We start from the raw sequence: 11,769 nt of genomic DNA on the forward strand, positions 1-11,769 counted from the left end.
TTTCCGTCGATGTTCACAATGGGCCAAAAGCCTCCGCTGGCGCTGCGGGTTTTGGCCCATGTTCTCTATCGCCGGAAAGGCTAGTATTGGGGGCTAAATTCTGTGCCGTGGTCGGTGTATCCCGGGCAGACGGTGGCGCACCCGTTGGGCGAAATGCCGGCATCAGGCCGGCACAGAGACACACAACTTCACGTTCTCTATTTAGAATCAATAATATCGCTCACAATTCCTTACAGGCATAAGTCATGAAAGACATTCTTGATCATCAGCCGTTAAAATCAATCGAAACTGGTCATATTATTAAATGGTGGAATGGCAAAAGATTACAATATAACCTAATTATTATCATTGAATTCATAGTAATATACCTATTAATAGGTTTCAATGTCACTCCGTACAATGTAGGTTATGTGTTGGGATTTACTGCTTTTACTTTATTGCTCGCAAATATACTTTATTTCATAGGACCCGGAACACAATTACTGATCAGGCGCATAACTAGCGGTAAACATACAGCCGATTCCAACAAGTTTGTTTTGTACTGGGCAGGGGTGCTGCTATCAACTATTATAATTGGCATGTGTGCATTAACAATTCTTCGTGACATCTACCGTAAAGAGTTGATAGAATCTCTAACTTGAGTGAAAGGGTGGAACTCATCTACTTTTCCCTTACTAATTTATAGTGTATAATATTTTATAGATTGAAAAACCGAACGACCATAGAATTAATAACTTTATTACTGTAACAATTTTGAGATATGAAAGCAGTGCTGATCAAAATACTTCAATATGTGGGCTTTAAAAGTTCAAAAAGTGATACCTCATTTGATGAAATATCAAGATCAATTGACGATAACAGACTACAAATAAAGAATACAATAGTCAGTCATGAATTGATAGCTAGCTCAGATTCATTCGACCTAGTGTATTTAATTTTCAACAAGATAATCAACGAGCTTCCTGAGGATTATACTAGACAGAGCCAGTACATAATACAGGAGCTAAATGAGGGACAAAGGGCAATCTACATTACTTGGGTATGGGAAGGGGAAATCAACAATGGAGGATTTAATCAATTCTATGCTAATCCAAGCAGACAGTACGCTGATATTCTTCCTGATCTACTTCTATTCATTGGTGCCAGTTCTTTTGCAGAATTGATGGTAAGAGCCAATATATTATATGCACAAAACATGCAAAATATTAAAAGACACCAAGACGGTACATTAGAAGGCTTTAGTAAATCTTACGACGACAATCCGCTAAACGACCTTGATAAAGTGTTTTACGATTTAAATGAGAAAAATGAATTGATTAATTACCAGGCCAATTTCATACGTACAAACGCTAGTCTATTTGTTAAAGAATAATTTATTCAAAAATGAATAATATTCGCCCAACATTGCGCCATCGTCAAGCCGGCGGTATTGCTTTTGAGCTCCGATAAGGCTTTGAAAAAGGCACTTTAAGCTGGTTGGGGGCCGGATGCTGGTTGGTTCAGCCGGCCTGCGCCGGCGCACCCGTTCGGCGAAACTAGGAAAATACTTAATTTAGTAACTTGTAAAAAGTTAAGACTATGAAAGTGTTAAAGATTGTGTTTTTGACAATCGTAGGGTTAGTGGTTTCACTGGAAATAGTTGCTCAAGTTAGTGCAACCACAGAAGATGGAAGAAAAGTCCTATTAAATGAAGATGGATCTTGGGAATATACCAATCATTCATTTTTAGGGAATCGAGAGTCAAATAAAAATCTTTCCGTAGTATACTTAGATGGAATTGAATTCAATGTAAATAATAAAGTAAAAGTCTACGGTGATTCTCCTCTATATGGCAAGGATTTGTTTATTCAATTCGGTAAAAGTAATGGTAGGAAAGTAATAATTTTTTGGCAATCTCTAAATTTTAATCCAAGAGATGAAGTGTGGACTGGAAATGTCCTGCTCTACACAAATAATAACAAAGTACTTAAGTTTACAGACAGAAATATCAATGGAGTGGAAAAAAGAGAATATAAATTGCAGCAAGTAAGTGGCTCTAGCAGTCCACTATTCGGGACCATAAAAAACACAGTTTACGAAAGATATTCTGTTTATTATTTGACTAATTCTGAAATTGACATATTGAAACAGGCTTCAATTAGGAAAATTGTTTATAAAACAAATGATCCATTTAATACTCATAATAATACAGTAGAGATTACAATGAATGAATTTACTGCAAAGTTTCAATTAGAAAACCTATAAAGATGAAACACCTCACTATCATTGTATTTATATTCCTTACTCTCTCAAGTTCCTTACTAGCTCAAACAAATACAGATCATGTTTGGGTGTCAGGTTACTTCAAAGGTAACAAGTTTGTTCAAGGACACTTCAGAACTGCACCCAACTCAACAGTTAATGATAACTTTTCTACAATTGGAAATGTAAATCCCTATACAGGTGAGGCTGGAACTGTCGCAAGAGATAATGGTGCCAATATTTATAATAATGGTTCTGGAAACTACGTAAGAACCAATAAGAGTATCTCATACTCTAATGAAGATTATTTTGTGCTAAGGTCGTACAAGACCCACTCTACATTTAACCCAGGCAACTCATCAGTTTACAAAAACTTCAACTATAGATTTAAGACTCTAACCTTGCCAAATGAATACTCAAGTAGTACTAAATATGAATCATTTTTTAGAGAAGTTATTTTCCGGAAAGAATTTGTCCATATTGTTCTCTCAGTGAACGATCAAGCTATTAAAATACCTTACTCAGAATTTAGTATCAAGCAACACTGTACTACATATTATTTAGAGCTAAATGAAGAAAATTTGAAAATCTTATTTCGATATGATATTCAAGATGGTTTAATAGCTAGTGTCGTGAACATCTATAGTGAAGATAGTGATGCAAATTCTAACTTTATCATTCGAGATATTTTTAATCTAGGTTACTATCGAGAGAATACATCCTTAATGCTCTATAATAACTGTAAATAAAATTCGCCGAACACAGCGGCCACGTCAACCCGCGCATGACGTCTATGGCTTTGATTATTGTCTGTGAGTGGAGTAACGTATATTCCTGCGTGTCATTAATTATTTCAAGGCGTGGGCTGCGTGGTCGCACTCGTTGGGCGACAGACCGCCATTTAAGGCGGTCCGGTACAAGCCCTTTACATTCACTTCGATACCTTCAATCTAAAGGCTTTAATCGCATGGTCTTTCTATCAGTCCTGCCATCAAACAAAGGGATACAGAGATTTGAGTGGTATCCCGTTTTAGGACCACTAAACTATTCTAAGTTATGCTATAAGTTAATGATGTACAAGAATTTCTTTGCCAAGAAGAACAATATCAGGATATATTTGAAATGAATATTTTCAGCCTTTATATATTTGTAATCTAATAGTTATATATCACTATGGATGTTGAATTAGGTGTCAAGATTAATCTTGCAGATTGTTCGCTTTCCAGCTTTGATTGCGATCCGGGTTTCTTTGATAACAACTTGTATTTTGCCCACCCGTGTATTGATAGGGAATCTGTGATGCCAAATGGCTTGTATTCTAAAAAAATTAGTATATTTAGAATTGATACTGCCAATCTACAGGTTGAAAACAAATCAATTAAGTTTAGACATAGCGAGCCTTATAAATTTAAGATTTACGATTCAAAGCAGTGGAATTTTTCCAAAATTAATCTTGATATAATATTACACGTTGGTGTTTCCATTAACGTTGATACCCTTCAAGTTGTATCATTTGAAAAATCGCCTAGGGTTAGCAGTGGAATCACAGACACTGTCCGTTTTGATGACTATTTAATTGAATATAATGGCAGATCGACAGTGGCGTGTAAAATGCTCGGCGCGAACAAAATTATTTGGCAGATTAAGTTAATAGGGTATCTGTATACAGCAATAGAGAAGATAGGAAATACAGTTTTTTGGGGCACCGCAGGTAAAGGAGGCGGTTTCTATGCCGTTGATCTCGAATCTGGTAAAATTTTAACCCTTTATGAAAATGGTGATGCGTCCAACTATGAGTGGTATGACGGCAACGTTCTCTTAAAAAATAAGAAAGGAGATTTATTATTACTTAACCCATACAGTAGTCAAGAAATTACCACCCTAAGTTTAAATGGGCAAGTTATGGGAAACAGGATTTCAGTCTTTGGAAATAGGGCAGTAGTGTTGAGTCATAGTCTGAACAGAGAGTTTACAATCCTCAATTGGGTAAAACTCAGATAGAATCGCCCAACATTGCGCCATCGTCAAGCCGGCGATGATGCTTTTGGGCGTCGATGAAGGCTTTATAAGCTAACTTAGAAGCTGGTGAAGGTCCGGATCCTGGGTGGTGGTAGCCGGCCTACGGTGGCGCACTCGTTCTGTGAAACCAACAACAACCAATCAAAACTGTCAACCCATGAATGATTTGATCTCGCCAAAATATGTCATGAAGCTTGTTCAAGAAGTTCATGATGCGATTTGGGCTGAATATAATTCATATAAAGATGTAACTTATTACGTCACTAAATGGCAAGAAGATTATGGCGGCTACGAATCAAATTTTCGAATCCAATATAAGGAAGGCGGAAACATAGATTTATCAGATACACTTCATGGAATGCCGGGAGAATTAATCCTACGGATCGCTGTAGATTTAGGTGTGAATACCCCAGATTTTATTCCAAGTATACCAGAATTTAAAAATAGATTAAAGTCCAGCTACGAAACCAGCTACCATACCTTTGTCAAAGCGTTTAAAAACGTTAGCGAAGATCCTTCACTGGCCGTTGGATTAGCAAATTCAGCATTAGAAAGCATTATAAAGGAAATTTTGAAAGATGACCGGATGAGTGCTAAGATTAAAGGGAACGAAACACTTTTTAAGTTGACTGAAATAATATTAAAAGAATTTCAGTTGCATGGCGACAATATTCCTTCCGATATTGTCTCTATAGGTAGAGGAGTAATAAATATTAATCAAAAGATCGAAAGTCTAAGGAGTACCAAGACACATTTTCATGGGAAGACTTCACAAGATTATGTGATATCTGATTCACTATACGCTATGTTTGTAATCAACACGGCTACGACAATCGGTTTATTTTTTGATGGAGTGTACAAAGAGAAGTACCCCACTAATGTTGAAGTAGAAGAAGAAGATGACGACCTCCCATTTTAGCATATACCGATATGGGCGACTTCAAATCTTTCGACTATCGTATCTCAAACCTTGAGCTAATCACTCAGGCTTTGCAAGATTCAATTGATGAATTAATTAGATTCAACAAAGGGAATTCATGGTTCGATGGCCTACACTTGCTTGAAAGTATAGAGCCTATACTCGGAAACTATTATGTGTGCTTGCAGAATTATATCAACAGTTCTATCTTCGATAAAGATGAAACACTGAAATTCAAAACTAAAAGATATAAACTTGGACGAAAGATAAATAACTTGCAGTATAACAATATACAATTGGTAGTGGCACTTGGAAATTACTTCAAACACAGGGATGATGACCAGAGATTGCACCAGGGTACTCTAAAGATAGTAGAAAGCTTCGCATCACTTGAAAATACAGACATATCAGATAGCCCAATTTTAGTTGGCTTTAAAATTTTAGCCGAGGACTGGAAATTAGATACTGTATTAGTTGGAGTTAAAACTTGGAGAGCTAAATTATGGGCTGACCAAGAATAAAAAAATTCACAGAACACTGCGCCATCGTCAAGCCGGCGGTTAAGTGTATGAGTGTCTAGAATGCTCTATCAGGTAGGAAAGAGAGTTCTTGATCCAAAAGTTGGCTGGTGGTAGCCGGCCTGCGGTGGCGCACCCGTTGGGCGAAAGACCGCCATTAAAGGCGGTCCGGCACTCAGCATCTACATAGGATTGAGGGGTTAGCCACCAAATCACCACTCTTCAATGATGCTAGAGTATTCGCTGGGTTAGAAACTAAAAAAAAACTTGGACGATGGAGTGTACTAGTTTGTATCTTCCAATATGGGAACCTAGTCCAAAGTGATACAAGCAACGACAAAACAAAAAAAATGCTATATATGGAAGATCGTAATATTAACGGTAGAGGCAAAAATGCAAATCTATCCGTCCTAATCAGTACTATACTTACAACATTTATAATGTCCAGTATAATACTTCCTGTTGATTGCATTGCTCAAAACGTACCAGGTATAAATCTCAAAACATTTGTAGGTTCACGACCTGATCTTGAAAAAGGCGAGGACGACAATTATCATACGGCTAATTGGTATTTGTATTCTTTACAGTTGAAAAAGGTAGAAGAATTGCAAGCAACCATTGACAAAATTAATGAGGATATTTCAAAAGAAACAGATATTGATAAAATTCCAGTACATGTTAAAAAATTGGAAGCTGAAGAGCAGAAGCATTCAGAAGCCGTCTCCACGAGTCAAGATTACTATATTGAATACGTCAAGGATTATCTAGAATATGATAATTGGGTGATGGTATTTGGGCAAGCTAGATCTAGAGCGTTATTTGAAATAATATATAACGATGATTCAGAAAATAGATTCAATTTACTTACAAATACTGGACTGAATATTGGTCAAAGTACTGGTTCTGTTTACTCAGAATTAGTAAGTGGACAGTTGTCAGCATTTCGAATTGGTTTAGGAGTTATGGTTGCAAGCACAAATGCAGAAGAAGAGAATGCTCAAGAGCAAGAAGCATTTCAACGTTTATCAACATATGGCGGTAACACAGTATTGTCATTTGATTATCCATTAATTTATGGTCATCTACCTAAAAATCAAGGGGTATTATTAACTAGATTTATATTAAAGGGCAATGCAGACTTTCCTGAATTTGGAACAACATCAGATAAGTGGGCAGGAAGTGTCTCATATGGACTAGATGTATATGCAGATATTTCAACTAGCAACAATGCAATACGGTTCTTTGGAAACATAAACATGAGCAAATATCATGGAAGTGGGCAATTCAGAGATAACTTAGGTGTCAACAATACAGATTTTTCATTTGGCCAATTAAAGGTAGGGTTGATGTTTAATAATGTGAGTTTATCGTTTGTTGTAAGCACTTTTAGCTCCGAGGAAGGACTTAGAAACAGAAATGTAATTGCAGGTGGTCAAATTGTAAATTAAAAGGTTGTTTTAATTAAATTATCGCCCAACATTGCGCCATCGTCAAGCCGGCGGATAGGCTTTTTGGTGTCGATGATGGTTACAGATTGGGATTGAAAGATTGTCGAGTTCCGTAAGTTGGCTGGTGGAAGCCGGCCTGCGGTGGCGCCCCCGTTGTGCCCAATCCATATCCACCACCCTAATAAAATTCTAATAACTTACTGAGAAAGTGGTATCTTCGTCCAAATAAGAGGAAGATGGAACTGAAGCTAAATTTCGACTTTGCAACTACTCAACGAATCATTCGAAAAATCGGGTACATAGATTCATTCAAGGGACGGTGGGCAGGATTAGAATTATCAGAGTCGAAACTTCTTAAGGAGCTTAAACAGATAGCTACGATAGCAAGTATAGGCTCCTCTACTAGGATTGAAGGCGCTACGCTTTCAAATGAAGAAGTAAAAGAATTGCTCAAAAGTGTGTCCATCGGATCTTTAAAAGATCGTGATGAGCAGGAAGTATATGGTTACTATGAAGTTCTTGAACTCATTCTTGATAGTTATCCAGAGATTGATATTAGAGTCAACCACATTCATCACTTACATAATCTCCTACTTAAGGCTAGTACAAAGGACGAGTATCACAGAGGTGGCTTTAAGCAACTATCAAACAAGGTAGTTGCAAACTACCCGGATGGTGAGCAAAAAATCATTTTTAACACGACGGAACCTCATCTTGTCGTGAATGAAATGGAAGCTATAGTTGGGTGGACTAATCAGGAATTAGAAAAGGACGAGATTCACCCATTGATTGTTATTTCAGCATTTGTATACGAGTTTTTGTCTATTCACCCATACCAAGATGGCAATGGCCGATTGTCCCGATTGCTAACGACCCTGTTACTACTCAAAAATGGCTACGACTTTATGATGTATGCCTCGATGGAAACAGAAATTGAAAAACGGAAGAAACAATACTATAATGTCCTGATGGAATGCCAGCGAAAAAGAGGATCAGGAGAAGAAAAAATTGGCGTCTGGGTAGAATTTTTCCTCAACACACTTCAAGAATCTATCGAGATTCTAGAATCAAGGTACGATGAAATCAAAAATAAAAAATCATACCTTACTGATCGCCAACAACAGATAATTCGATTTATAGAGGATCAAGAACCAGTGAAAGTGAGTGATATACATAGCGCTTTCATGGATACAACTATCTACACAATTCGTAAAGAGGTAGAATACCTAAAAAAGGAAAACATTATCCAGCAGGTGGGTAAAGGAAAAGCAACGATATATTACAAAAAAAAATAAAAAAGGACTGGGCACAACATCGCGCCATCGTCAAGCCGGCGGTGAGGCTGTTAGGCGTCGATGAAGCCTTAATAAGCTGTTGTGAAGCTAATTGAGATCCGAATGTTGGTTGGGAAAGCCGGCCAGCGGTGGCGCATCCGTTCTGCGCAACCATTACAGCCGTCTCTGACATAATAAAGCATGAATCAAGATAACTCAGAAAAGGATGAACAGAACCTTGACTACAATCTACTAGAAGATTGGAAGGGGAACGTGATCTTTCAATCATCAATCCTGTATCACGGTAAAGACAAGATTTCTCTTACCAACAGAGATAAAATAGATTTAGTTACAGCCGACATTTCTAGATGGTTTGGTATTGATGCTTTTTGTGGTAAGAGAATTGAGGTCAACGGAAAAAATTTTCCCAATACTGTCTCTCATCGCTGGTTATCACATTTATTGGCTGCTACAAATGTAAAAGCAGTTCAAACTATTTTAGAATTTTGGAAAGTTGTCAAGTGGCATGAAAGAGAAGACGCAGATCGATTACTTAGATTAAAGCACTTTTGGAATATTGCTGATGAAAGAAAATTTAGAGACTACTATTTTGAGCTATATACTTTCTATCTTTTTGGATTTAACAACTACAAGTATGAATTCACAGGCCACTTAGAAGGGAAACATCCAGAAGGCTACATATTTATTAACGACAATCGCTGCTTAGTAGAATGCAAGAAACTTTATTATCATAAATTTGACGACCTTTGGATTAATGGTGAGATTTTACGAAGGATAATTCTATTACTAAGTAATTATCCCGCAACTGTTTCAATACTAGTCAGATATGCCGATATTGGAAAAGGAGATGTCGATAACATTATACAGGTTGTTTCAAATAAAGTCAACGAAATTAGGAACAAAGAGATAAATGCATTCTACTTGCCAGAGGAAATTGAGGTTAATGATAATATTAAAATTTCGTTTGAAATCACACCCCCTGAATATCACCAAGATTTTAGAGATCGAGCCGATAAGTTACATGACAGTTATGTGTATGTAATATCAGATCCGATAATTTTGACGGATGGTACCCAAAGGATGCTCTCAAAGTTTAGTGCGGGAAGTAGAGTTAGTTCAAACACTATTGAAAGCCAAAAAAGAATAATTAAAGCGATACGTGATAAAAGAGCCCAATGGAAGGACTTCGAAGGACAAAGGATAATAGTGATAGAATCTGACAACTATCCGGGGTTTGATAGAGGGCTTTATATTGGTAATGATTATTTGAAACATGATCGAAGAGCAGTAGCTGCCTTCCTTTCTCAAAAGACCTCAAAAGATGCTGTGATAGTTATTACAAAAGAGTCTAATACTATCGACGTACCGAGGGTTCAGTTGTCCGTTGATGCAACAAAACAGTCATTAGAGACTGGTGGAGTTCTGAAAGGGCTTGCCATACCAAAAAATTAAATGCGCAGAACATTGCGCCATCGTCAAGCCGGCGATGAGCCTTGTGGGTGTCGATGAAGGCTTTAAAAGCTAATTTGAAGCTAGTCGAGATCCGAATGTAGGCTGGTAGTAGCCGGCCTGCGGTGGCGCACCCGTTCGCCGCAACTGATGTATGAAAATGCTGTTGACCATAAAAATTATGAGATGAACAATTATTTTCGAAATTCAAGATTAAAAGCTTTACACCATTGGCTGCATTCATCAGGAAGAGAAATATTATATCAAGATGGCGAAAGTATTCCAAGAGAATACATTGCAAACAACTTTGAATGTAAGTGGCAATTGAAAAATGAAGATATTCACCGGGATACGGATAAAGAAAATAATCATGTAAGTATTTTTTGTAGTTTAAGCAGTTGGTCTAGTCACATAACAGATTTGTTATCAGATGTACGATTTGACCAAACATCATTGAGTGACCAGCCAATTAAAGACAAAGTCGTTAATAGTAAAGGTGAAATTGTAGAAATAGATATTTACGAAGATGAATTACTTTTTAGGCATTATTCTCGATTCTTTTTAGTTGTTTCTGAGCTATTAGTCGATTTTGCAGATATAGCTAAATTTGTTGATTCATCTAATAAGTCTAAGATATTCGAAAATAACTCTCTAATTAGTTATGAAAAATTGAGAGGATACATAAATAATGTTTTTAAACACAAAACGCATAATTTGCACAAGTGTAATCATCATATTCCATTCATATTTAGTGATGGGAATATTCATGGCTTAGATTACAAGCATGATAAGGACACTTACTATATTGAAGTAGGGTGTTCACATAATTACGGCCTGAAAAATATTGAATATATCATAGTGATTCCTAAATTGATCGAGGTAATCAGATTGATCATTCACTGCTATAATGTTGTCGATAATCTTCTAACAGGAGAAAAAATAAAGTATATTGCCGGTGAGTACGGAGACAAGTATTAACATGGGGGTAGCATAATATGGCTAATGCGCTTCTACCTAGTAGTTGAGATGCGGGTTCGATTCCCGCTCCCCCCTTTTATTAAAAGTTGAAGATGTACAACGAGAACGGCCATTTAGATGAAAATCTAAGATTGGAGCTTTATATGAATCAAAGTCAGAATGTGCGGAATCTACTAAAAACGAAAAAAATTTTCATAAAAGATATTAATGAAACTAATAGGATTGGAAAAGATAGAGAGCTAAAGGTCAAAACTAATCTGTTAGCTTTATTATATTGCACTTACGCTGAAGCGGTATTGTATCAGATTGTATTAACACCATATGGCATTACGAAATCGCAAATAGAAGATATTGATAATGAGAGTAGTGTTGGAACAATTTGGAAAAAATTAATTAATATTGGGTTTAAAATGATTCCTAACTACGCGAATTCTAATGATTTGAAACAACGTGAAGGTTTCATCATCAATTTTATTGATGATTTTATTGTCCCACCAAGTTTGATTAGAAATAAAATGATGCATGGTCAATGGGTTGTAGCACTAAATAGGAACCGCACTAAACTTAACAACGAAACAACTATCAATATCGATAATCTCGATTACGTTAAGATTGGTACTTGGTTCAAGTCTCTTGAAACAGTTTCAAAAATAGTAAGAGAATTAATACAATCTCCAACTAAAGGATTTCATAATTCGTATTGGCCATTATATCTAAGAGTTAGAGAGGACATTGAGAAATCAAAAAATTGGACTTATCTGTCAAAAAGAAATTTACTTAAAAATAAACCGAAAAAATAATGCGGCGAACACCGCGCCAACTCCATTAAGCTAAGTAATTACCCACCATTCTGAAGCCCTCGGCTCCGCTGCTTTTGGGGTGTTGTTGCGGCGCGTAAGCCT

12 protein-coding genes and 1 tRNA gene are annotated in these 11,769 nt (G+C 36.7%); all 13 read left to right on the plus strand.

All coding sequences use genetic code 11. The features are described from left to right. The first annotated feature begins 245 nt into the window (after nucleotides 1-245). The gene (locus tag CLV84_RS21345) at nucleotides 246-641 is read left to right on the plus strand and encodes a hypothetical protein (RefSeq protein WP_104421889.1); all 396 of its coding nucleotides are present in this window, start codon (nucleotides 246-248) and stop codon (nucleotides 639-641) included. Between the two features lie 119 nt (nucleotides 642-760). After that, a complete protein-coding gene (locus CLV84_RS21350; RefSeq protein ID WP_104421890.1) occupies nucleotides 761-1,372 on the plus strand; it encodes a DMP19 family protein in 612 nt (203 codons plus the stop codon). A gap of 206 nt (nucleotides 1,373-1,578) precedes the next feature. Continuing rightward, entirely contained in the window at nucleotides 1,579-2,244 is a 666-nt protein-coding gene (locus tag CLV84_RS21595; protein ID WP_146088904.1) for a hypothetical protein, read from the plus strand. Between the two features lie 2 nt (nucleotides 2,245-2,246). Then, nucleotides 2,247-2,990, plus strand: a complete 744-nt coding sequence (locus CLV84_RS21600) for a hypothetical protein (RefSeq protein ID WP_146088905.1) — start codon at nucleotides 2,247-2,249, stop codon at nucleotides 2,988-2,990. A gap of 424 nt (nucleotides 2,991-3,414) precedes the next feature. Further along, nucleotides 3,415-4,242, plus strand: coding sequence for a hypothetical protein (locus CLV84_RS21355; RefSeq protein ID WP_104421891.1), 828 nt, complete (start codon nucleotides 3,415-3,417; stop codon nucleotides 4,240-4,242). 175 nt (nucleotides 4,243-4,417) lie between these two features. Further along, complete coding sequence (locus tag CLV84_RS21360) at nucleotides 4,418-5,179, plus strand: abortive infection family protein (RefSeq protein WP_104421892.1); 762 nt, start codon at nucleotides 4,418-4,420, stop codon at nucleotides 5,177-5,179. Between the two features lie 11 nt (nucleotides 5,180-5,190). Beyond that, a complete protein-coding gene (locus CLV84_RS21365; RefSeq protein ID WP_104421893.1) occupies nucleotides 5,191-5,700 on the plus strand; it encodes a hypothetical protein in 510 nt (169 codons plus the stop codon). Nucleotides 5,701-6,056: 356 nt separating this feature from the next. Then, nucleotides 6,057-7,145 carry a hypothetical protein gene (locus CLV84_RS21605; RefSeq protein ID WP_146088906.1) on the plus strand — a complete coding sequence of 363 codons (1,089 nt, stop codon included), beginning with the start codon at nucleotides 6,057-6,059 and terminating at the stop codon, nucleotides 7,143-7,145. Between the two features lie 236 nt (nucleotides 7,146-7,381). Then, complete coding sequence (locus CLV84_RS21370) at nucleotides 7,382-8,440, plus strand: Fic family protein (RefSeq protein ID WP_104421894.1); 1,059 nt, start codon at nucleotides 7,382-7,384, stop codon at nucleotides 8,438-8,440. Nucleotides 8,441-8,620: 180 nt separating this feature from the next. Continuing rightward, nucleotides 8,621-9,892, plus strand: a complete 1,272-nt coding sequence (locus CLV84_RS21375; RefSeq protein ID WP_104421895.1) for a hypothetical protein — start codon at nucleotides 8,621-8,623, stop codon at nucleotides 9,890-9,892. 183 nt (nucleotides 9,893-10,075) lie between these two features. After that, nucleotides 10,076-10,867 (plus strand): hypothetical protein, encoded by a 792-nt coding sequence (locus tag CLV84_RS21380; protein WP_146088907.1) that lies wholly within the window; start codon nucleotides 10,076-10,078, stop codon nucleotides 10,865-10,867. 3 nt (nucleotides 10,868-10,870) lie between these two features. After that, nucleotides 10,871-10,942 (plus strand) — tRNA-Thr (locus CLV84_RS21940). A 17-nt stretch (nucleotides 10,943-10,959) separates the two neighbouring features. After that, the gene (locus tag CLV84_RS21610; RefSeq protein WP_146088908.1) at nucleotides 10,960-11,667 is read left to right on the plus strand and encodes a hypothetical protein; all 708 of its coding nucleotides are present in this window, start codon (nucleotides 10,960-10,962) and stop codon (nucleotides 11,665-11,667) included. Nucleotides 11,668-11,769 lie beyond the last annotated feature (102 nt).

This window comes from Neolewinella xylanilytica, assembly GCF_002934605.1.
Classification (GTDB): domain Bacteria; phylum Bacteroidota; class Bacteroidia; order Chitinophagales; family Saprospiraceae; genus Neolewinella; species Neolewinella xylanilytica.

Excerpts from the sequence above, each read along its gene's own strand:
- CLV84_RS21370 (WP_104421894.1), top strand. The coding sequence starts at position 7,382 with ATGGAACTGAAGCTAAATTTCGACTTTGCAACTACTCAACGAATCATT.
- CLV84_RS21360 (WP_104421892.1), top strand. The coding sequence starts at position 4,418 with ATGAATGATTTGATCTCGCCAAAATATGTCATGAAGCTTGTTCAAGAA.
- CLV84_RS21595 (WP_146088904.1), top strand. The coding sequence starts at position 1,579 with ATGAAAGTGTTAAAGATTGTGTTTTTGACAATCGTAGGGTTAGTGGTT.
- CLV84_RS21610 (WP_146088908.1), top strand. The coding sequence starts at position 10,960 with ATGTACAACGAGAACGGCCATTTAGATGAAAATCTAAGATTGGAGCTT.
- CLV84_RS21605 (WP_146088906.1), top strand. The coding sequence starts at position 6,057 with ATGGAAGATCGTAATATTAACGGTAGAGGCAAAAATGCAAATCTATCC.
- CLV84_RS21365 (WP_104421893.1), top strand. The coding sequence starts at position 5,191 with ATGGGCGACTTCAAATCTTTCGACTATCGTATCTCAAACCTTGAGCTA.
- CLV84_RS21355 (WP_104421891.1), top strand. The coding sequence starts at position 3,415 with ATGGATGTTGAATTAGGTGTCAAGATTAATCTTGCAGATTGTTCGCTT.
- CLV84_RS21380 (WP_146088907.1), top strand. The coding sequence starts at position 10,076 with ATGAACAATTATTTTCGAAATTCAAGATTAAAAGCTTTACACCATTGG.
- CLV84_RS21345 (WP_104421889.1), top strand. The coding sequence starts at position 246 with ATGAAAGACATTCTTGATCATCAGCCGTTAAAATCAATCGAAACTGGT.
- CLV84_RS21375 (WP_104421895.1), top strand. The coding sequence starts at position 8,621 with ATGAATCAAGATAACTCAGAAAAGGATGAACAGAACCTTGACTACAAT.
- CLV84_RS21600 (WP_146088905.1), top strand. The coding sequence starts at position 2,247 with ATGAAACACCTCACTATCATTGTATTTATATTCCTTACTCTCTCAAGT.
- CLV84_RS21350 (WP_104421890.1), top strand. The coding sequence starts at position 761 with ATGAAAGCAGTGCTGATCAAAATACTTCAATATGTGGGCTTTAAAAGT.